This window comes from Corynebacterium sp. HMSC11D10 (assembly GCF_001806995.1).
GTDB lineage: Bacteria > Actinomycetota > Actinomycetes > Mycobacteriales > Mycobacteriaceae > Corynebacterium > Corynebacterium coyleae.
In genome coordinates, this window is the sequence record NZ_KV787062.1 from 1 (window position 1) to 19,678 (window position 19,678).

Below are 19,678 nucleotides of genomic sequence, written 5' to 3' on the forward strand. Positions count from 1 at the left end.
GATTGCCCCTACCAACTACACGGAAACGGCAAACACGGAACATGAGCACGGCCTACTCCTTCCTTCGGGGACAATTCCTCGTCGATACTATGGCAGCGTCCGTTTGGGGTCAAGGGGTTTGTGCTGCTGTAAGTCGGGGTAGGTGTCGGCCACTCACAACCCCTCGCGGCTGACAGATTGCGGCGGAATGTGTCAGCGACCGGCATCGCGCCTGGTCAGAAATTGGCCCTGACAGATTTTGTGGAATGTGTCAGGGAACGCGCCTTAACACCCGTAGCCGGCGGGCGTGCAAAATAGTTCCCGGCATCAGCGCGAAACCGGGAACTATTTTGTCTCAACGGCGTGCCGACCTGGGGGAATGCCGGCGAGAAAGGGTCGAAGCCCCCAAATAGTTCCCCGGCCGGGAACTATTTTCGGAAAGCGGCGCCCAACCGCCAACCGCCAACCGCCAACCGCCAACCGCCAACAACCCCTAGTGCTGGTGGTAGCCCGCCAGGAAGTTGCCCAGTCGCTCGATGGCGTTTTCCAACTGGGACGCCCACGGCAGGGTGACCACGCGGAAGTGGTCGGGGGTGGGGTAGTTGAAGCCGGTGCCTTGGACCATGAGGATCTTCTCGGATTTGAGGAGGTCGAGCATGAAGCGTTCGTCGTCGTGGATGTTGTACATTTCGGCGTCGATTTTGGGGAAGCAGTACAACGCACCCTTGGGTTCGACGACGGAGATGCCGGGGATTTCGCGCAGTTTGCGGACAGCGATGTCGCGCTGTTTGCGTAGGCGGCCGCCGGCGCCGGTGAGTTCGTAGATGGACTGGCGGCCTCCCAACGCGACCTGGATGGCGTGTTGGCCGGGCACGTTGGCGCACAGACGGGTACCCGACAATAGATCAAGCCCTTCGATGAATCCCTTGGCGCGGCGGCGCGGGCCGGTTACGACCATCCATCCGGCGCGGTACCCGCAGACGCGGTACGCCTTGGACAGGCCGTTGAAGGTGATGCAGAGGAGGTCGGGGGCGACTTCGGCCATGGAGATGTGCTTGGCGTCGTCGTAAAGTACGCGGTCGTAGATTTCGTCGGCAAGGACCATGAGCTCGTGCTCGCGGGCGATGTCGGCGATGCCTTCTAGGATCTCGCGGGAGTAGACGGCGCCGGTGGGGTTGTTGGGGTTGATGACCACGATCGCCTTGGTGCGGTCGGTGATCTTCGAGCGAATGTCTTCCAGGGATGGGTTCCAGTTGTCCTCTTCGTCGCAACGGTAGTGGACGACGTTGCCGCCGGCGAGCGTGGAGGCGGCGGTCCACAGCGGGTAGTCGGGGGCGGGGATGAGGATTTCGTCGCCGTCGTTGAGCAGGGCTTGGGTGACCATGCTGATCAGTTCGGACACGCCGTTGCCGAGGTAGACGTCGTCGATGTCGAAGTGCGGGAAGTCTTCGATCATTTCGTAGCGGGTGACCACTGCGCGGCGGGCGGAGGTGATGCCTTTGGAGGTGGTGTAGCCCTGGGAGGTGGGCAGGTTGGCGATCATGTCGCGCATGATCACGTCGGGCGCCTCGAAACCGAAGACGGCGGGGTTGCCGGTGTTGAGTTTCAGGATGGTGTGCCCGTCACGTTCCATTTTTTCAGCGGTGGCGGTGACGGGGCCGCGGATGTCGTAGAAGACGTTCTTGAGTTTTTCCGCCTGGTCGAAATGGCGGTGCGGTTTCAGTGGCTCGCTCATGGGTTACCACTGTAGGCCGGGTCTACTTCCGGCGGAAGCGATTGACGGTGTCTTGCGCGATGTTGAGCGCGTCGTTGGTCATTTGGTTGATTTGGTCTTTGCGTTGTGCGCGCATGAGGGCCTGCTGGTGGACCTGGGCGGCTTCGATTTCGAGTTGTCGGCGTTTGATTTCTTGGCGGCGCTGTTGTTCGAGTTGGCGCAGGCTGGGGGTGTACCAGGAGTCGGGCCCAACCTTCATTACGTAGAGCAGGATGAACAGGGTGGGGATGATCAGTAGCGACAGGCCGGACAGCGCAGTTGATCCCGCGGCTCCGAAGATGCTCACCAGGCCGATGGTGCCGATGGTGCCCAGCCAAAATACGCCGGCGCGAGTCCTGCGTCCGGAGCGTCGTGCTTGCATGATTTCGGCTTGGCTGTACAGGATCGCATCGTCGGGCATTTGCTTATCGACGACCCCACCGCCCCGGCCCGTCGGCAAATCCCCCAAGATCGGCTGCAGATCCTGTTGCGTTTGGGCTTCGGCGACGGCTTGGCATCGGTTGTCGAATTCCCCCATGTCCAGCCGGCCTTCGCCGAGCGCGCGGCCGAGGATGTCCATGGCGTCCATGCGCTCTTGGTCGCCGATGCGGAAGTTGCCGTAAGGGGTGCTCATGGACGTGATGTTAGTTCAATGCGTGCCACTGTTCGTCGATACCTGTGGTGCCGTCGGCGAAGCGCTGCTTTGTGGCGTCGTAGACCTCCTCGGGCAGCTGGTAGAAGTACACGCGCGGCATGACTGCTTCGGCGTTGTCGAGGTAGGGGGTGACAAACTCGCCGACGTTGTCCTTCTTCGCCGATTCCGCGTTGACGTAGATGAACAGCGGGCGCGACAGGGGGTAGTTGCCGCTCTTGGCTTCGTCGGCGGTGGGGGCGATGCCGTCGACGAGTACGTTGTCGATCTTGTTGCGCACCGTGCCCTCGGTGGCTAGGTAGTTGCCGATGCCCATGAAGCTCAGGCCGTTGACGTCTTCGGAGACCCACGTGGACAGTTCTTGGATGTCGTCGCTGGATTGGTAGTCGTCGCGGATGGTGTCGTTGCCAAGCACCATGTCCTCGAACACGCCGAGGGTGCCGGAGCCGGTGGGGCGCCCGTAGAGGTTGATTTTCTCGTTCGGCCAAGATGGGTCGATGTCGGACCAGGTGGTGACGGTGGATTCCTTCGACCAAATGTCGTGGAGTTGCTCGACGGTCAGGTCGGTGGCCCAGTCGTTGTCGGCGTGTTTAACGATGGTGATGGCGTCCAGACCTATCGGCAACTCGAAGAAGTCCACGCCGGCCTCGGCGCATTGTGCCTGGTAGTCGATGGAGGATTCGCTGCCGGGAATGGCGACGGAGGCGTCGTTGATGTCGGCGTCACCGGCGCAGAACTTGTCAAAGCCGTCGGTCGAACCGACCGCCTCAAGCTCGGCGTCGAAGTTGTAGCGGTTGAGCATGTAGCGGGTGATGGGCTCGACTGTCGACGAGCCCGTGATGGTGAACGCCTCGCCGGAACCGGAACCCGAGCCGGAATCGGAGCAGGCGCCCAGCGTCAGCGCCGTCGCGGCCGCGAGCGCGGCGGTGAGGGTTTTACGCATCGTTGTGGCCCTTTCGCATCTCGACGCGGAACTCGCGAAGCAGTTTGAACAAGCTCGACCAGGAGCCCTTCGCGTTGGCCCAGTACTCGGGGAAGTTTTCCAACTCTTCTTCCTGCTCCGGAGTGACGTTCGGATTGACCTTCTTGTAGCGCGCGTGGTGGTCGGTGTCGGCGTCGGTGTCGTCGCTAAGCAGTGTTTGGTTGGTGGCGTGGCGGGCGGCGAGTTCGTCGCGAAGTTCTGCGGCGGTTTCCTCGAGCTCGTTGAGCAGCGCCACAAGGGCGTTGTCGGGGGCTTCGTTCTGGATGAGTTCCTGTGCCATTGGCGACAGGTCTGGTGTCTGGTTCGCGTCGGTCATGGTGCTGCTCCTTAGGTGAGCGCGTTGGAGATGAAAACGGCGAGGATCGGGATAGCGAAGAACACTCCGCCGATCCAGAGGAAGACGTAGAGCTTGTTCTTTACGGCGAGGCCGGCGAGCCAGTCAGAACCGGCCGGCGGCAGTTTGCTCATGAACGGGATGCCAAGGATCATGATGGCGGCGCACACATTGAACAGGGTGTGCACCAGCGCGCCTGCCATGGCGGCTTCGGCGTCCGCGCCGGAGACAGCGAACGCGGCGATCAGGCCGGTGACGGTGGTGCCGATGTTCGCGCCGACCACGAACGGGAACAGCGTGCGGACCTCGAACTTGCCGGAGGCCGCCAGCGGCACCGTCAGCGCGGTGGTGGTGGAGGAGGACTGCACCAGGGTGGTGATCACGGCGCCGGAGAGCAGGCCGACAAACGAGTTTTTGCCCAGCGCGGCGTAGAGGATCTCTTGGGCCTTGCCCACCAGCAGGGCGTTGAGCAGGTTGCCGATGAACTGGATGGACCACAGAATCAGTGCGATGCCGACGATGGACAGGACGATGCCGCCCCACATGTCGCCAAGCGGGGAAACAAGACTGCCAGCCAGGGCAACGAGCGGTTCGGTGATGGTATCCAGCCCGTCGCCGATGGCCTCGAAGGCACCGGCGACAACACCTTCGCCCTGGCCGCTCAGCGACGGCGCGATCGCCGACGCGGTGCGCGACAAGAAGCCGGTGAAGATCTCCAGCGGGAAGAAGATCAAGATGGCGATGAGGTTGAAGAAGTCGTGCACGGTCGCCATGGAGAAACCGTTTTTGAACTGGGTCTTGTTACCCGCCAGGCCGAGCGCGACCAGGGTGGAGGTCACCGAGGTACCCATGTTGGCTCCGAAGAGCATCGGCACCGCAATGCTCAGCGGTAGGCCACCGGCGATCATGCCGACCACAATCGAGGTGGTGGTCGACGACGACTGAATAATCGCCGTGGCCACCACACCAATGGCAAGGCCGACGAACGGGTTCTCGGCAAACGAGAACAGTTCCTTGGCCTGGTCGCCGGCAACCATTTTGAAGCCGTCGCCGATCATGCCCACGCCGTTGAGCAGCAGCCAAACACCGAGCGCTACGGCGATCCAGTTCGCGGCCTGCTTGGCGGCGCCGTCGAGAGGCAAAAAGCCCAGTGGATCCTTGGGAGCGTCATCCTTCCGGGTGGCGGTGTTCTCCGGGTTTTCCGGTGCTGCTTCCTTAAGCGCGGTGCCCCCGCCCGTTGCGTTGCTGTTCATGATCACCCGAGTGACCGTATACGGGCGGGGTTCAATCCAGGTGACGTCTGGGTGAACGCTGGGAGAACTTTCTAGTCTTCTCCGAACTGGGATTGGTGCAGTTTCCAATACGCGCCTTGCTTTGCGACGAGCTCAGCGTGACTGCCCTGCTCCACAATCGTTCCGTGTTCCATGACGAGAATGGTGTCGGCGCCGCGGATCGTCGACAAGCGGTGTGCGATGACGAACGAGGTGCGGTTGGAGCGCAGCGCGTTCATCGCCTGCTGGACCAGGACCTCGGTGCGGGTGTCCACGGAGGAGGTGGCTTCGTCGAGAATCAGCAGTGCAGGCTGGGAGAGGAACGCGCGCGCGATGGTGATCAGCTGGCGCTCACCTGCGGAGATAGACCCGCCGTCTTGGTCGACGATGGTGTCGTACCCCTCGGGCAGCGCGCGCACGAAACGGTCCACGTAGGTGGCCTTCGCAGCTTCGATGACTTCCTCGTCGGTGGCGTCGAGGCGGCCGTAGCGGATGTTTTCCATGATCGTGCCCTTGAACAGCACGGCGTCTTGCAGCACCATGCCGATCTGGCTGCGCAGCGCGGCGCGTGGCATGTCGCGGATGTCGGTGCCGTCGATGGTGATCGCACCCGCGTCGACGTCGTAGAACCGCATGATCAGGTTCACCAGCGTGGTTTTGCCAGCGCCGGTGGGGCCGACGATCGCGGCGGTCTGGCCGGGTTCGACGCGTAGGTTCAGGTGTTCGATGAGCGGGGGAGCGTCGCTGCGATCCGTCCCGTAACCAAAGGAGACGTCGTCGAACTCCACCAGGCCTTCGACGCGCTTGCCCTTGCGGTCCGGGGCCTGGTCTTCGGGTTCCTCCTCTGCGTCGAGTAGCTCGAAGACACGCTCGGCGGACGCAACGCCGGATTGCAGCATCTGCATCATGCCGGCGATTTCGCCGAGCGGCTGGTTGAACTGGCGGGAGTACTGGATGAACGCGGTGGCGTCGCCAAGCGTGAGGCGACCGGAGGCGACCTTCACACCACCGAGCACCGCGATGGCCACGTACGACAGGTAGGAGACGAACTGCATGATCGGGTGCATCGAGTTGGCCAGGAACTGCGCCTTCTGGGCAGCACCCGCGAGTTCCTCGTTGCGTTCGTCGAACTGGGCGCGCAGCTGGTCGGTACGGCCGAAGATGACCGCCACGTCATGGCCGGAGAAGGACTCCTCGACATGCCCGTTGACGTCGCCGGTGGCCTTCCACTGGGTGGTGAACTGCTTCTGGCTTCGCGTGCCTACCACCGCCATGGCCAGGCCGGTCAGCGGAATGGCAAGCAGGGCGACGAGTGCCAACTGCCAGGAGATGGCGAACATCATGACCAGGATGCCAACGACGGTGAGGATCGCGTTGAACAGCGAGGACAACGACTGCTGTAGGGCTTGCTGGACGTTGTCTACGTCGTTGGTGGTGCGCGACATGACGTCGCCACGCTGACGGGTATCAAAGTAGGACAGTGGCAGACGGTTGATCTTCGCCTCAACCCGTTCGCGCAGGCTGAACACCGCACGGATGGACAGTTTGTTCAGGATCGCGCCCTGGGCCCACATCAGCACCGCAGAAGCCAAATACAGCGCCAGGACCAGCACGATCAGGTCGCGCAGGCGGTCAAAGTCGATGCCGCTGCCCGGGGTCAGTTCCATCGCGCCGGCCATGTCTGCGAACCGGTCCTGCCCGGCCGCGCGCATCGCCTCGACGGCCTGCTCCTTGGTGGTGCCGGGCGGGAGTTGCTTGGATACCACGCCGGAGAAGATCACGTCCATGGCGCGGCCCATCACACGCGGGGCGTAAACGGCAAGCACGACGGACAGGGCGTTCATGACAAACACCGCCGTCAGCGCCGCCTTGTAGGGGGCGAGCAGCCCAAGGAGGCGTTTCGCGGACGGCCAGAAGTTCTTCGCCTTGCGCGGCGCCTTGCCGGAGTAGTCGTCGCCGGCCATTTTCGCTTCGTATTCGGCGAGTTGCTCGTCAGACAACTCGGTCATCTGCTCACTCATGCGTCCACCTCCGCCTGGCTACGTTCGATCTGACGGTAGGTCTCGGACTGCGCCAGCAGTTCTTCATGCGTGCCGCGGGCGACGATGCGCCCGGCCTCCATGACCAAGATCTGATCCGCATTGCGTATCGACGCCACCTTCTGCGCCACCACAATCACCGTCCGCTCCTGAACCGTCTCGCGCATCGCGGCGTTCAGGTTTGCCTCGGTGGTGGCATCCAGCGCGCTAAACGAGTCGTCGAATACATACACCTTCGGGTCCGCCACCAGCATCCGCGCAATGCACAGACGCTGGCGCTGACCACCGGAAACGTTCGTGCCACCCTGGGAGATCGGCATGTCCAGATCCTCCACAAACGACGCCTGCGCAGTCCGCAGTGCCGCCCACAGCTCCTCATCGGTCGCCTCAGGGTTGCCCATGCGCAGGTTCGACGCCACGGTTCCCGAGAACAGCCACGGTTTCTGCGGCACCATCGCCACCGCCCGCACGAGATCGGGGCGGGGGATGGTGGTCACCGGGGTGTCGTCGATAAGCACATGCCCTGACGTGGGCGAATACAGCCGCGGCAGCAGGCCCACCAGCGTGGTTTTGCCGCTGCCGGTCGCGCCGATGATCGCCGTGGTCGTGCCCGGACGCGCCTCAAACGAAACCTCCTCCAGCACGGGCTTTTCCGCGCCGGGGTAGGTGTACGAGACATCCTCGAAGCGCACGACGCCATTGCTTATCGACGACCCCACCGTCGCCGGCGCCTTCACCTCATGCCCAAGCACCTCCTCGATGCGGGTGGCGCACACGATCGCGCGCGGCAGCATCATCAGCATGAACACGCCCATCATCACCGCCATGAGGATCTGCATGAGGTACTGCATAAACGCGGTAAGGGAGCCGACTTCGACCAGGCCGTCGTCGACACGATGCCCGCCAAACCACAACACAGCCGCCGTGGCCAGGTTCAGGATCAACATGATCGCCGGGAACATCGTCACAAACACCCGCCCGATGTTCAGGCTCAGCTTGGAGATGTCCTCGTTGGCCTCCGTGAAACGCTGCGCCTCGAACTCCTCGCGGCCGAACGCACGCACCACACGGATGCCGGCGATCTGTTCGCGCAGCAGACCGTTGATGTTGTCCAGCTTCGACTGCATCTTGCGGAACATCGGCATCAACAGGGCCGCAGTGATACCGACAACCACGGTGAGCACCAACACCGCCGTGACCACCAGCCACGACATACCCGCATCCTGGCGCAACGCCATAATGATGCCGCCGATAGCCATGATCGGCGCCGCCACCATAAAGTTCATGAACAGCAGGAACGTCATCTGCACCTGCTGCACGTCGTTCGTCCCGCGCGTGACCAAGGTGGCGGTGCCGAAGTGCGACATGTCCTCGTGGTCAAAGCCCGTCACGCGCTCGTACACCGCCGCGCGGACATCGCGGCCCGTTTTCATCGCGGCCTTGGATGCGAACCACGTCGCCCCGATCGCCGCCACGACCTGCACCAGCGCCACCACCAGCATCGTGCGGCCAACCCGCCAGATATACGGCACGTCAGCCTGCGCGACACCGTTATTGATGATGTCCGCGTTCAAATCCGGCAAGTACAGCGTGGCCAGGGTCGTGACCAGCTGGAGCACGATCACCAGCGCAATCGTCGGCGCGTAGCGTTTTCCAAACCGCGTGGTTAAGCGGATGAGATCCACGTGGGTGCCCTTTCTGTAGGTAACCGGGCAAGTGTAGACGTTTCTGGCGTGCTGCTGCCTAAAAGACGATATCGCCTTTTGCAGGGTGGGCCACTGCAAAACCCCAGGTCGCGGCTCGGTGATTGGTGCAAAAGACGATATCGCCTTTTGGGCTGTGGTTGTAGCAGCGGTCCGCGGGGTGCGTCATGTCGATTTTGCAACAAAAAATCGACACGTCGCGCGGACGTGTTTATTCTTTCGACATGACCGGAAACACAGCGGCGTTCGACCCTGCGAAGCCGTACAACGATCTGCCGCCGCTGCCACCACAGCACACGCTTGAGACCGCAAAGGTGCTCAAGGCTGTTATCGACGCCCGCAGCGAACTGGCCGCCCTCAACACCGCATGCCGGTTGATCCCGAACCCGGAGATCATCACCTCCACGATCCCGTTGCGTGAGGCGCAGGCATCGACAGAGATCGAAAACATTGTGACCACGAACGATGAGCTGTTCCGGGCTCAGTGGAGCATCGATCCGGAGCCTACGCCGGCAACCAAGGAAGCGCTGCGCTACCGCGATGCTCTGCGGCGCGGCGTGGACCTGATCGCGGATAGGCCGGTGTCGGAGAAGGTTGCGGTTGAGGTGTGCTCGACCCTGCAGGGTGGGCAGGCCACGCTCCGCTCAACACCGGGTACCTACATCGGCGACCCGGTCACGGGCACGCGCGCATACACCCCACCCGAAGGCCTCGACGTGCTGCAACGCCACCTTTCGGCGTGGGAACGCTACATCTACTCGGACCACGGGTTGGATCCGCTGGTGTTGATGGCGGTGACGCATTATCAGTTCGAAGCTATCCACCCGTTTTACGACGGCAACGGCCGCACCGGCCGCATCCTCAACATCTTGTTGTTGCTGCAAGAGAAGGTGTTGTCACTGCCGGTGCTGTATCTGTCAGGGACGATCGTCGATAGGAAAGCGGAGTATTACCGGCTGCTGCGCGCGGTCACCGCAGACGGTGGGTGGGAGCAGTGGATCCTGTTCATGGTCAACGCGGTGACCGAGTCGGCCCGGAGCACAAGCTTGCTTATCGACGACCTCTGCACCCTCCAGGACACCACCACCGCCCGTGTCCGCGAAGCCGGCATCTCGCCAGCAGCCGAACTGGCGGAGCTGCTGTTCGTTCAGCCGTATGTCCGCATCACGGACGTGATCGATGCGGGACTGGCGAAGCGGCAGACAGCATCGATGTGGCTGTCGCAGCTTGTCGAGGCCGGCATCCTCGAAGAACAGAAGGCGGGGCGGTCGAAGGTGTTTCTGAACACAGCAGCGCTCGAGGTGCTGACCCGACGCTAACCCCCGATATCGTCTTTTACAGGGTGCGCCGTTGTAAAACCCCAGGTCGCGGCTCGGTGATTGGTGCAAAAGACGATATCGCCTTTTGGGCTGTGGGGGCCGCTACGGTGCGCGGGGTGCGTCATGTCGATTGTGCAACGAAAAATCGACACGTCGCGTGGACGTGTCGATTCGGTGTACATGACGAGGCGCGCTTCTGGCGCACGCCACGGGGGCGCCGGAGCGCCGGGGCGCCGGCGTTACTCGCCGGCGCGGGAGTGACCCAGCATGTCTTCCCACTCGACGATCTTCTTGCGCTCACGCGGGAAGGTCGCGTCGGCGGCGCCGAGGGCGCGCTCGGCCTCGTCGAGCTTGTACCAGCCGGCCCAGGTGGCGTAGTCGATGCCGCGCTCGCGAAGCAGGTCGAGGATCTCGTCCTTGCCGGTGTGGGCCGGGGTGGCGAGCTTGCCGGCGTCGGCGTCGGCGATGAGCATGTCGGTGGTTTCCTTCGCGTCCGACTTGGTGTTGCCGATCAGGCCGACCGGGCCGCGCTTGATCCAGCCGGTGACGTAGAGCTTCTCCTCCGGTGCGGCACCCTCTTCGGCGGTGACGAGGACGCGGCCGCCGTCGTTCGGGATGACATGGCGCTCAAGGTCGAACGGGACGCCCTCGACCGGCTCGGAGCGGTAGCCAACGGCGTGGTAGACCTGCTGGACCGGCCAGTCGGTGAACTTGCCGGTGCCGCGGATGCCGCCCTCGCCGTCGAGTTCCTGGCGCTCGGTGCGTAGGCCGGTGATGTTGCCGGCGTCGTCGGTAAGCACCTCAACCGGTTCCTCGAAGAAGTGGATGTAGATCTTGTGCGGTGAGTCGTCCGGCTCGCGCATGGCGTACTGCTCAAGCACCTGGCAGTTGAGGTCGATGGACTTGTCGGCGCGACGGACTTCTTCGGAGAGTTGGTCGTAGTCGATGTCCTCCGGGTCGACGAGCACCTGGATGGTGTCGGACTCGTCGAGTTCGCGCAGTTCCTTCGGGGTGAACTTCGCCTGGGCGGGGCCGCGGCGGCCGAACATGTGGACGGTCTCGGCCTGGTTCTTCTTCAGGGACTCGTAGACGTTGTCCGGGATCTCGGTGACGGCGAGCTCGTCGGCGGTCTTGGCCAGCACGCGGGAGATATCCAGGGCCACGTTGCCCACGCCGATGACGGCGACTTCCTTGGCCTCGAGGTTCCAATCGCGCTCGAAGCGCGGGTTGCCGTCGTAGAAACCGACAAACTCGCCGGCACCGATGGACTTGTCGCCGCCCGGGATGAGCAGCTCGCGGTCGCGTACAGCGCCGGTGGAGAGGACGACGGCGTCGTAGTAGTCGCGCAGCTCGTCGATGGTGATGTCGCGGCCGACGGTCACGTTGGCGATAAGGCGCAGGTTGTCTTTGTCCAGCACGTTGTGCAGGGATTTCACAATGCCCTTGATGCGTGGGTGGTCGGGCGCAACACCGTAGCGGATGAGGCCGAACGGGGCTGGCATCTGCTCGAAAAGGTCGACGTGAATATCGTGCTCTTCGTTGCGGATGAGCAGGTCAGAGGCGTAAATGCCGGCGGGGCCGGCGCCGACTACGGCGACGCGCAAGCTCATGGGTGATGGTCCTTTCGCAAAAGGGGGATTTTCTCGTTGGCCGTTACTATAGCGCATAGACAGAGCGGTCTTAAAGTTTTGGCGATTTACATTCGTGTCCTTAGAGGTGCTTAAAGCGGGCTCGTAAACAAACATTCAATGCATTACATTCACGCGCTTAACCGGCAGTTTCGGCGTTTTGGTTGTGCTAGACAGGCCGGTACGGCATGCTTGCCCATCAACACCGAAATGAACAGCATCGCCGAACCGACCGGTCTACTTTTTGGAGGGCCCGTGACCGCACCAACGAAAACCGCGAAACCGCGCGCAAAGAAGCCGCAGGGGCAATGGCTTATCGACGGCACCGCGCCGCTCAACCACGATGAAGAAATCAAGCAGGCGTCCCCGGTCCTCGACGTGAAGCAGCGTGTGATCGATACCTATTCCAAGGGCGGCTTCGACTCGATTGACCGCGAGGATCTGTACCCGCGCTTCAAGTGGCTTGGCCTGTACACCCAGCGCAAACAGAACCTGGGCGGTGAGTTCACCGGTGAGGACAACACGGTCCTGGAAGACAAGTACTTCATGATGCGCATCCGTTTCGACGGCGGCATTTGCTCCACCGCGCAGGCCCGCGCCGTCGGGGAGTTGTCCTGCGATTACGCCCGCTCCACGGTGGACCTGACGGATCGGCAGAACATCCAGTTCCACTGGGTGCGCATCGAGGACGTCCCGGCGATCTGGGAGAAGCTGGAGGCGAACGGCCTGAACACCTGGGATGCCTGCGGGGATGTGCCGCGCGTGATCTTGGGCTCGCCGGTGGCCGGCATTGCCAAGGATGAGATCATCGACGCCACGCCCGCGATTCGGCAGATCCAGGAGATCGTTACCGCAGAGGAGTTCCAAAACCTGCCGCGCAAGTTCAAGTCCGCGATCTCCGGCAACGCACGCCAGGACGTGGTCCACGAGATCAACGATCTCGCATTCATCGGCGTCGAGCACCCTGAACTCGGCCCCGGCTTCGAGTGCTACGTGGGCGGAGGCTTGTCGACGAACCCGATGCTGGCACAATCCCTCGGCGCCTTTGTCACCCTCGAGCAGGTCCCGGACGTGTGGTCGAACGTGGTGCGCATCTTCCGCGATTACGGTTACCGTCGCCTGCGCAACCGTGCACGTCTGAAGTTCCTGGTCGCGGAGTGGGGTGTGGAGAAGTTCCGCCAGATCCTCGAGGAGGACTACTTGGGGTACAGGCTCCCGGACGGCCCGCACGCCCCGAACAATCTGGTGGATCGTGACCACATCGGCGTGCATGAGCAGAAAGACGGCAACGTCTACATCGGCGTGAAGCCAACGTTGGGCCACATGTCGGGCGAGCAGCTCATCGCCCTGGCTGACCTGGCGGAGAAGTACGGCGTGACGGATCTGCGGTTCACCCCGTTCAAGGAGGTCCTGCTGCTCGGGGTTGCGCCGGACACCGCAGCAAACCTGCAGGCGGATCTGGAGGAGATGGGCCTGTACTCCAAGCCGTCTGAGTTCCGCCGCGGCCTGCTCAGCTGCACCGGTCTGGAGTACTGCAAGTTGGCGCACGTGACCACCAAGTCCCGCGCCATCGAGCTGGCCGACGAGCTGGAGGAGCGCTTCGGGGACCTGGACTCGCCGATCACCATTTCGCTCAACGGTTGCCCGAACGCCTGCGCCCGCCACCAGGTCTCCGACATCGGTTTGAAGGGCCAGATGGTGGACAACGGCCACGGCGAGAAGGTCGAGGGCTTCCAGGTGCACCTTGGCGGCACGATCGGCGAGGGCGCGAACTTTGGCCGGAAACTGCGTGGTCACAAGGTGTTGTCCAGTGAGTTGACGGAGTATGTGGCCCGGGTGGTGCAGCGCTTCGTCGATAAGCGTGAGGGCGCTGAGACATTCCGTGACTGGGTCGCGCGCGCCGATGAGGAGGATCTGCGATGAGCTTTCGCCGCGAACCAAACCCGAACCGCAACTTTCCCACTTTCTGCCCGTACTGCGGCGGCGAGGACCTGTGGCCGAACGAACAGACCGAATTCGCGTGGAAGTGCTGCGAATGCCTCCGCATCTTCGAGGTGAAGTTCCACGGCCAGGACGACCCGCAAGGCGCGCCGTCGAAGGCGCCATCCACGGAAGAAGCGCTGCAGGCCTCGCTCGCACGCCACGGCCACACCGGCGCATTGAAAGGCAACCAATGATCAACCTGCTCAACCAGCCCAGCAACTTCCGCGATCCCGATATCAGCCCCGACGGCCCGACAACGACATCGCCGTTGTCCGAAGAGGTGGCGCAGCAAAACGCATTGCTTGTCGACGACTGGGCCGCCAAACTCCACAACGCCCCCGCCTCCGAGATTCTTCAGTGGGCGAACGAGTACGCGCCGGGCCCACTCGTCGTGACCCTGTCTATGGAAAACACGGTGCTCGCCGAACTGGCCGAGCGCCACCTTCCCGGCGCGGACTTTCTGTTCCTGGACACCGAGTACCACTTCCCGGAAACCCTGGAGGTGGCCGACCAGGTGGAGGCGCGCTACCCCTCGCACCGCTTGGTGCGGGCGAAGGCGCAACTGACCCGCGCGCAGCAGGACGAGACGTATGGGCCGAACCTGTACCTGCGCGCCCCGGGTGCGTGCTGCCGCATGCGCAAGGTCGAGCCGCTGGCGGTGCATATGAGCCCGTACGCCGGCTGGATCACCGGGCTGCGCCGCGCCGACGGGCCCACCCGTGCCGACGCGCCCGCGCTCAGCCTCGATGCGACCGGCCGGTTGAAGATCTCCCCGCTGGTCACCTGGTCCCTGGAAGACACCGCCGCATTCGAGCGCGACAACGACCTGATCATCCACCCGCTGACCCGACAGGGCTACCCCTCCATCGGCTGTGCCACCTGCACCCTGCCCGTGGCGGAAGGGGACGACCCACGCGCCGGGCGCTGGGCGTTTGCCACCAAGACAGAGTGCGGCCTGCACGAATAGCCGAGAAGCGCAACAACCGGACAACAAGGAGCAACACAATGACGCAAGCAACGGCAACGGCAACGCAACTGTCGCCGCACTTGAAAGATTTAGAAAACGAGTCGATCCACATCATCCGTGAGGTGGCGGGGCAGTTCGACAAGATTGGCCTGCTGTTTTCCGGCGGGAAGGATTCCTGCGTGGTGCTGGAGCTGGCGCGCCGCGCGTTCTACCCGGCTAAGCCGCCGATTGAGCTGCTGCACGTGGATACGGGGCATAACTTCCCGGAGGTGATTGAGTTCCGGGATGGTGTCGTCGATAAGCATGGGCTCCGTCTGCGAGTCGCGCATGTGCAGGATTGGATCGATCGCGGTGACCTGCAGGAACGCCCCGACGGCACCCGTAATCCGCTGCAGACCGTGCCGCTGGTGGAAACCATCGCCGAAGTCGGATACAACGCCGTGCTGGGCGGGGCGCGTCGCGACGAAGAGCGTGCCCGCGCCAAAGAACGCGTCTTCTCTGTGCGCGACTCCTTCGGCGGCTGGGACCCGCGCCGCCAACGCCCCGAACTGTGGGACCTCTACAACGGCGCAACCCTGCCCGGCGAAAACGTTCGCGTGTTCCCAATCTCCAACTGGACCGAAGCCGACGTGTGGGAATACATCGGTGCGCGCGGCATTGAACTGCCATCCATCTACTACGCCCACGACCGCGAAGTGTTCGGCCGCGACGGCATGTGGCTCACCCCCGGCGAATGGGGAGGCCCCCGCGACGGCGAACAGCTTCACACGCGCCGGGTGCGCTACCGCACCGTCGGCGACATGTCCTGCACCGGCGCCGTCGACTCCGACGCAGAAACGATCGACGAGGTCCTCGTCGAGATCGCCAACTCCACTCTGACCGAACGCGGCGCAACTCGTGCCGACGACCGCCTGAGCGAATCCGCCATGGAAGACCGCAAGAAGGAAGGCTACTTCTGATGACCGCCCCAACCATCGCCCCCACTACTACCTCCGAAAACGCCCCTGAAACCGGCGCTGCCGAAACTGCCACCGCCGCGCTGTCCGCCCGCGAGACGCTGCGCCTGTGCACCGCCGGCTCCGTCGACGACGGCAAATCCACCTTCGTCGGCCGCCTGCTGCATGACACCAAGTCGGTGCTCGCCGACCAGCTCGCCTCCGTCGAGCAGACCTCCGCCGACCGCGGCTTTGAGGGCCTGGACCTGTCGTTGCTGGTCGACGGCCTGCGCGCTGAGCGTGAGCAGGGCATCACTATCGACGTGGCCTACCGCTACTTCGCCACCGACAAGCGCACGTTCATCCTCGCCGATACCCCTGGCCACGTGCAGTACACACGCAACACCGTCACTGGCATGTCCACGTCGCAAGTGGTGGTGCTGCTTGTCGACGCCCGCAACGGCGTCGTCGAACAAACCATCCGCCACCTCACCGTGGCCAAACTGCTCGGCGTACGCACCGTGATCCTGGCGGTGAACAAGATCGACCTCGTTGATTATTCGCAGCAGCGTTTCGACGAGATCAAGGCCGAATTCGACGCCAAGGCCGGCGAACTCGGCATCGAGGAGCCGCACGTCGTGCCGATTTCCGCGCTGCGCGGCGATAACGTCGCGGAGCGCAGCGACGCGACGCCCTGGTACACCGGCCCGACCGTGCTCGAACTGCTGGAGAGCATCCCCGTGCAGCGCGGCCGCGCCGATGACCTGGACTTCCGTTTCAACATCCAGGTCGTGCTGCGTGAACACGCCTCCGACTACCGTGCCTACGCGGGCCGCGTCAACGCCGGATCGATCACGGTTGGCGACGAGATCCTCGCCCCCTACGGCCGCACCACCACCGTTGCCGGCATCGACACCGCCGACGGCCCCGTGGACACCGCCCATGCCGGCGACTCCGTTGCGCTGCGGCTTGCCGACGACATCGACCTCACCCGCGGCGACCTGCTGGCCTCCGGCTCACGCCCCGAGGATGTGCGCGAGTTCGATGCCACCGTCGTCGGCCTCAACGAGAAGGACCTGCGCGCAGGCCAGGCCGTGAAGCTCCGCATCGGCACCGCGTTCGTCCGCGCCCGCGTGGCCAGCGTGGATCGCGTCCTGGACATCGACGGGGCCGACGGCGACAACACCGCACCCGAGGCGGTTGCGCTCAACGACATCGCGCACGTGACCATCCATACCGCCGACGAACTGCCCGTCGAGCAGTACGCAGCCCGCGGTGCGGTGGGTAACTTCCTGCTCGTCGACCAGTCAACTGGCAACACGCTGGCGGCTGGGCTCGTCGGAAAGCGCCTGCGGTAACAACCATGACCGCGCTGATCACCCTTTCCCACGGCTCGCGGCACCCCCGCGCCAAGGAAGGCATCCGCGCGCTCACCCAAGCCGCGGCCGCGCAACTCGGCGTGGAGTGGGCCGACGCCCACCTGGAGTTCGACACACCCACCCTCGCCGAGGCAGCCGCCTCCTTATCCTCGTCGCGCGCGATTGTGGTTCCGCTGCTGTTCACCCGCGCATTCCACGCCAAGGTCGACGTGCCGCGCCACCTCGCCGAAGCCCGCCAGCACTGCGACCTCGTGCTCGCCGAGCCGCTCGGCACCGGCGGCGACATCGCGGATGTCCTCGCGCGCCGCTTGCGTATCGACGACCCCACCGCCACCCACGCAACCCTCTTCCCAGTCGGCACCTCCAACCCTGAACAAGCCGCCAACTACGACCGCCTCGCCGCCGAAGTGGCCATGCGTGCCGGGGTGGAAACGGCGGTGGTGTCGGCGACGCGTGGTCAGCGGCATTTCACAGATACGCATGTGCTCCCACTGTTTGTCACCCACGGAACCCTGCTCGACCGGATCCCAGACCACCTGCCGGCATCTGGGCCGCTGACCACAGACCTCGCGCGGATCGTCGCCAACCGATACCGCGCCGCCGAGAAAGACGCCTGACATGTACAAACTTGAAACATTGCTGCTCATCGCAGTCGCAGGTCTTGCCGCACAACTTGTCGACGGCGGCCTCGGCATGGGCTTTGGCGCCACCTCTTCCACCATGCTCATCGCGCTCGCCGGTATCACCCCGGCCGCCGCCTCCGCCGTTGTCCACACCGCGGAGCTGGGCACCACACTCGCCTCCGGCGTAGCTCACACGCGCTTCGGCAACGTGGATTGGCGCACCGCCTGCGCGATCGGCATCCCCGGCGCCATCGGGGCGTTTATCGGCGCAACCGTGCTCGTGCGGCTGTCCACCGACGCAGCGCGCCCGGTGATGTCGCTGATCCTCGCACTGATCGGCCTGAACCTCATGCTGCGCTTCGCCCGGGGCCTCACCCAACGCACGCTCGCCACGAAGCCTCACTCGCGCGGTTTCCTCGCGGGCCTCGGGCTCTTCGGCGGATTCATCGACGCCACCGGTGGCGGAGGTTGGGGACCCGTCACCACCTCCACGCTGCTTACCGCAGGCCGTGCCGAGCCGCGACGCATCGTCGGCACCGTCAACACCGCCGAATTCCTGGTCACCCTCGCCGCAACACTCGGGTTCGCGGTTGGGATGTGGCGTGACCTCGTCGCAAATCTCGCGGGCGTGCTGGCCTTGCTCATCGGTGGTGTCATCGCCGCACCCATCGGAGCCTGGATGGTCAGCCGTATGAACCCCATCGCGCTCGGCGGCGTCGTCGGCACCCTGGTCGTGTTGCTGAACCTGCCCGTCGTCTTGTCGTATGCCGGCATGACCAGCGGACTCTGGGTCGTCCGCTTGCTTATCGTTGCAATCGGAGCCGCCCTCTCCTGGCGAGGCATCCAACGCGCCCGCGCCAACTCCCGCGCCGCATCCGAGCGCGAAGGCGCAACAGTGGTGGAGCCGCAGCCTGCCCGCATACGATAAGCAACTATGTCTGATTTGCTCATCGTTGCAGCCATGAAAGAAGAAGCCGCCGACATCATGTCCGGGGGCGACCACGAAGTACTCATCACCGGCATCGGCACCCTGCCCGCCGCGATCGCCCTGACCCGCCGCCTCTCCGAAGGCCCGCTGCCGTCACGCGTCATCAACGTTGGCACCGCAGGCGCGCTTGTGGACCTCGCCCCCGGCGTCTACGAAATTTCCGACGCCGTCAAGCACGACTTCAAAGTCGGCGGCACCTCCGACATCACCGACTTTGTCTACCCACGCTGGTTCAACTTCGAACCCCTCACCGACCTGCCGAAGGCGAAGCTGGCCACCGGTGATGCGTTTGTGAACCGCTCTGATCTTCGCGACGAGCTCGCCAAGGAATGCCAACTCGTCGACATGGAGGGCTACGCGCTTGCTGCCGTCTGCTCCACCTTTGGCGTCCCGCTGACCCTGCTCAAGCAGGTTTCGGACTCCGCCGACGAAGGCGCCTCCGCTGTTTGGGAAGCAGCCCTCGAGCGCGCCCGCGTGGAACTCGAAGAAGCCCTGCGTGAGCACCTTCGCTGAAGACGCGGGCATTTCGCTTGACGACGACCCCACGTCCCTCTTCCAGCTCCTCGTCCTGTGCATGCTGCAAGCGAAGCCCATACGCGCCACCGTCGCCGTCGACGCCGCACGCGGACTGTTCGACGCCGGCCTGACCTCACCATCTGCACTGGTTGAAGCGCCGCGCTCGCAATTGATCCGCATCTTCGGCGCCGCCGGCTACGCGCGTTACGACGAATCCACCGCCACCCGCCTCCACGCCATGGCGCACCTGCTTTGCGACGACTACTCCGGCGACCTGCGCAACCTCCGCCCCGGCGCCCCGTCGTCACTGGAGGTGTTCGACGGCGTCGGCCCCGCCTGCGCAACCATGTTCGCCCGCGAGGCGCAGGGGGTGTGGCCGGAGTTGGCGCCGGTCTTCGACAAGAAGGCACTGCAGGGGGCCGCGAAGTTGGGACTGCCGGAAGATGCGCAGGAGCTCGAATCGCACGCCCGGTCCGAGGGTGTTGCCTTGCCCGCTTTCGCTGCCCACCTAGTCAAAGTGGCCCTCGGCGTTGAATGATCGGTCGTGGCAGGCGGATCGTCTAGCTAGACCTTCTGCCGGACTAGACGATCAATGTTATGTCCATAGAGTTTTTGGACAAGGAGTCC

The 19,678-nt window shown here is 63.9% G+C and carries 18 protein-coding genes; 10 read left to right on the plus strand and 8 right to left on the minus strand.

Annotation, left to right across the window (positions count from 1 at the left end; all coding sequences use genetic code 11):
* Nucleotides 1-472: 472 nt before the first annotated feature.
* From HMPREF3120_RS08205 to HMPREF3120_RS08235, 7 genes are all read right to left on the minus strand, one after another.
* Nucleotides 473-1,714, minus strand: a complete 1,242-nt coding sequence (locus HMPREF3120_RS08205; protein ID WP_070452135.1) for a pyridoxal phosphate-dependent aminotransferase — start codon at nt 1,712-1,714, stop codon at nt 473-475.
* A 22-nt stretch (nt 1,715-1,736) separates the two neighbouring features.
* Complete coding sequence (locus HMPREF3120_RS08210; protein WP_070452138.1) at nt 1,737-2,366, minus strand: DUF1707 SHOCT-like domain-containing protein; 630 nt, start codon at nt 2,364-2,366, stop codon at nt 1,737-1,739.
* Nucleotides 2,367-2,376: 10 nt separating this feature from the next.
* Nucleotides 2,377-3,327 (minus strand): substrate-binding domain-containing protein, encoded by a 951-nt coding sequence (locus HMPREF3120_RS08215; RefSeq protein WP_070452141.1) that lies wholly within the window; start codon nt 3,325-3,327, stop codon nt 2,377-2,379.
* Nucleotides 3,320-3,682: a hypothetical protein gene (locus HMPREF3120_RS08220; protein ID WP_070452144.1), complete on the minus strand. Its 363-nt coding sequence runs from the start codon at nt 3,680-3,682 to the stop codon at nt 3,320-3,322. The genes HMPREF3120_RS08215 and HMPREF3120_RS08220 overlap by 8 nt, the downstream gene beginning before the upstream one ends.
* An 11-nt stretch (nt 3,683-3,693) precedes the next feature.
* Entirely contained in the window at nt 3,694-4,953 is a 1,260-nt protein-coding gene (locus tag HMPREF3120_RS08225) for a Na/Pi symporter (protein WP_070452185.1), read from the minus strand.
* A 71-nt stretch (nt 4,954-5,024) separates the two neighbouring features.
* Nucleotides 5,025-6,992, minus strand: coding sequence for an ABC transporter ATP-binding protein (locus tag HMPREF3120_RS08230; protein WP_070452147.1), 1,968 nt, complete (start codon nt 6,990-6,992; stop codon nt 5,025-5,027).
* Nucleotides 6,989-8,695 (minus strand): ABC transporter ATP-binding protein, encoded by a 1,707-nt coding sequence (locus HMPREF3120_RS08235; protein WP_070452150.1) that lies wholly within the window; start codon nt 8,693-8,695, stop codon nt 6,989-6,991. Before HMPREF3120_RS08235 ends, HMPREF3120_RS08230 begins: the two co-directional genes overlap by 4 nt.
* A gap of 242 nt (nt 8,696-8,937) precedes the next feature.
* Here HMPREF3120_RS08235 and HMPREF3120_RS08240 point away from each other — a divergent pair, with 242 nt between their 5' ends.
* Nucleotides 8,938-10,032, plus strand: a complete 1,095-nt coding sequence (locus HMPREF3120_RS08240) for a Fic family protein (protein WP_246815451.1) — start codon at nt 8,938-8,940, stop codon at nt 10,030-10,032.
* A 239-nt stretch (nt 10,033-10,271) separates the two neighbouring features.
* Here the strand turns inward: HMPREF3120_RS08240 and HMPREF3120_RS08245 are convergent, their stop codons facing one another.
* Nucleotides 10,272-11,642, minus strand: a complete 1,371-nt coding sequence (locus tag HMPREF3120_RS08245) for an FAD-dependent oxidoreductase (protein WP_070452156.1) — start codon at nt 11,640-11,642, stop codon at nt 10,272-10,274.
* Nucleotides 11,643-11,870: 228 nt separating this feature from the next.
* On the opposite strand from HMPREF3120_RS08245, the gene HMPREF3120_RS08250 reads away from it, so the two are divergent.
* Genes HMPREF3120_RS08250 through HMPREF3120_RS08290 form a run of 9 tightly spaced genes read left to right on the plus strand, consistent with a single transcriptional unit; the run spans nt 11,871 to nt 19,589 of the window.
* Entirely contained in the window at nt 11,871-13,583 is a 1,713-nt protein-coding gene (locus HMPREF3120_RS08250; protein ID WP_070452188.1) for a nitrite/sulfite reductase, read from the plus strand.
* Nucleotides 13,580-13,837, plus strand: coding sequence for a hypothetical protein (locus tag HMPREF3120_RS08255; protein ID WP_070452160.1), 258 nt, complete (start codon nt 13,580-13,582; stop codon nt 13,835-13,837). Before HMPREF3120_RS08250 ends, HMPREF3120_RS08255 begins: the two co-directional genes overlap by 4 nt.
* Nucleotides 13,834-14,610, plus strand: a complete 777-nt coding sequence (locus tag HMPREF3120_RS08260) for a phosphoadenylyl-sulfate reductase (RefSeq protein ID WP_070452163.1) — start codon at nt 13,834-13,836, stop codon at nt 14,608-14,610. The genes HMPREF3120_RS08255 and HMPREF3120_RS08260 overlap by 4 nt, the downstream gene beginning before the upstream one ends.
* 38 nt (nt 14,611-14,648) lie before the next feature.
* The gene (cysD, locus tag HMPREF3120_RS08265; protein ID WP_070452166.1) at nt 14,649-15,569 is read left to right on the plus strand and encodes a sulfate adenylyltransferase subunit CysD; all 921 of its coding nucleotides are present in this window, start codon (nt 14,649-14,651) and stop codon (nt 15,567-15,569) included.
* The gene (locus HMPREF3120_RS08270; RefSeq protein ID WP_070452169.1) at nt 15,569-16,903 is read left to right on the plus strand and encodes a sulfate adenylyltransferase subunit 1; all 1,335 of its coding nucleotides are present in this window, start codon (nt 15,569-15,571) and stop codon (nt 16,901-16,903) included. Before cysD ends, HMPREF3120_RS08270 begins: the two co-directional genes overlap by 1 nt.
* Nucleotides 16,904-16,908: 5 nt before the next feature.
* Nucleotides 16,909-17,541, plus strand: coding sequence for a sirohydrochlorin chelatase (locus tag HMPREF3120_RS08275; protein ID WP_070452172.1), 633 nt, complete (start codon nt 16,909-16,911; stop codon nt 17,539-17,541).
* Nucleotide 17,542: 1 nt separating this feature from the next.
* Nucleotides 17,543-18,475 carry a sulfite exporter TauE/SafE family protein gene (locus HMPREF3120_RS08280; RefSeq protein ID WP_070452175.1) on the plus strand — a complete coding sequence of 311 codons (933 nt, stop codon included), beginning with the start codon at nt 17,543-17,545 and terminating at the stop codon, nt 18,473-18,475.
* Between the two features lie 6 nt (nt 18,476-18,481).
* Nucleotides 18,482-19,048 (plus strand): nucleosidase, encoded by a 567-nt coding sequence (locus HMPREF3120_RS08285; RefSeq protein WP_070452178.1) that lies wholly within the window; start codon nt 18,482-18,484, stop codon nt 19,046-19,048.
* Nucleotides 19,032-19,589 carry a hypothetical protein gene (locus HMPREF3120_RS08290; protein WP_070452181.1) on the plus strand — a complete coding sequence of 186 codons (558 nt, stop codon included), beginning with the start codon at nt 19,032-19,034 and terminating at the stop codon, nt 19,587-19,589. Before HMPREF3120_RS08285 ends, HMPREF3120_RS08290 begins: the two co-directional genes overlap by 17 nt.
* Nucleotides 19,590-19,678: the final 89 nt, after the last annotated feature.

Bases quoted from the DNA above. Each gene is read 5' to 3' on its own strand.
- HMPREF3120_RS08205 (WP_070452135.1), bottom strand. From the start codon at position 1,714: ATGAGCGAGCCACTGAAACCGCACCGCCATTTCGACCAGGCGGAAAAA.
- HMPREF3120_RS08210 (WP_070452138.1), bottom strand. From the start codon at position 2,366: ATGAGCACCCCTTACGGCAACTTCCGCATCGGCGACCAAGAGCGCATG.
- HMPREF3120_RS08215 (WP_070452141.1), bottom strand. From the start codon at position 3,327: ATGCGTAAAACCCTCACCGCCGCGCTCGCGGCCGCGACGGCGCTGACG.
- HMPREF3120_RS08220 (WP_070452144.1), bottom strand. From the start codon at position 3,682: ATGACCGACGCGAACCAGACACCAGACCTGTCGCCAATGGCACAGGAA.
- HMPREF3120_RS08225 (WP_070452185.1), bottom strand. From the start codon at position 4,953: ATGAACAGCAACGCAACGGGCGGGGGCACCGCGCTTAAGGAAGCAGCA.
- HMPREF3120_RS08230 (WP_070452147.1), bottom strand. From the start codon at position 6,992: ATGAGTGAGCAGATGACCGAGTTGTCTGACGAGCAACTCGCCGAATAC.
- HMPREF3120_RS08240 (WP_246815451.1), top strand. From the start codon at position 8,938: ATGACCGGAAACACAGCGGCGTTCGACCCTGCGAAGCCGTACAACGAT.
- HMPREF3120_RS08245 (WP_070452156.1), bottom strand. From the start codon at position 11,642: ATGAGCTTGCGCGTCGCCGTAGTCGGCGCCGGCCCCGCCGGCATTTAC.
- HMPREF3120_RS08250 (WP_070452188.1), top strand. From the start codon at position 11,871: ATGAACAGCATCGCCGAACCGACCGGTCTACTTTTTGGAGGGCCCGTG.
- HMPREF3120_RS08255 (WP_070452160.1), top strand. From the start codon at position 13,580: ATGAGCTTTCGCCGCGAACCAAACCCGAACCGCAACTTTCCCACTTTC.
- HMPREF3120_RS08260 (WP_070452163.1), top strand. From the start codon at position 13,834: ATGATCAACCTGCTCAACCAGCCCAGCAACTTCCGCGATCCCGATATC.
- cysD (WP_070452166.1), top strand. From the start codon at position 14,649: ATGACGCAAGCAACGGCAACGGCAACGCAACTGTCGCCGCACTTGAAA.
- HMPREF3120_RS08270 (WP_070452169.1), top strand. From the start codon at position 15,569: ATGACCGCCCCAACCATCGCCCCCACTACTACCTCCGAAAACGCCCCT.
- HMPREF3120_RS08275 (WP_070452172.1), top strand. From the start codon at position 16,909: ATGACCGCGCTGATCACCCTTTCCCACGGCTCGCGGCACCCCCGCGCC.
- HMPREF3120_RS08280 (WP_070452175.1), top strand. From the start codon at position 17,543: ATGTACAAACTTGAAACATTGCTGCTCATCGCAGTCGCAGGTCTTGCC.
- HMPREF3120_RS08285 (WP_070452178.1), top strand. From the start codon at position 18,482: ATGTCTGATTTGCTCATCGTTGCAGCCATGAAAGAAGAAGCCGCCGAC.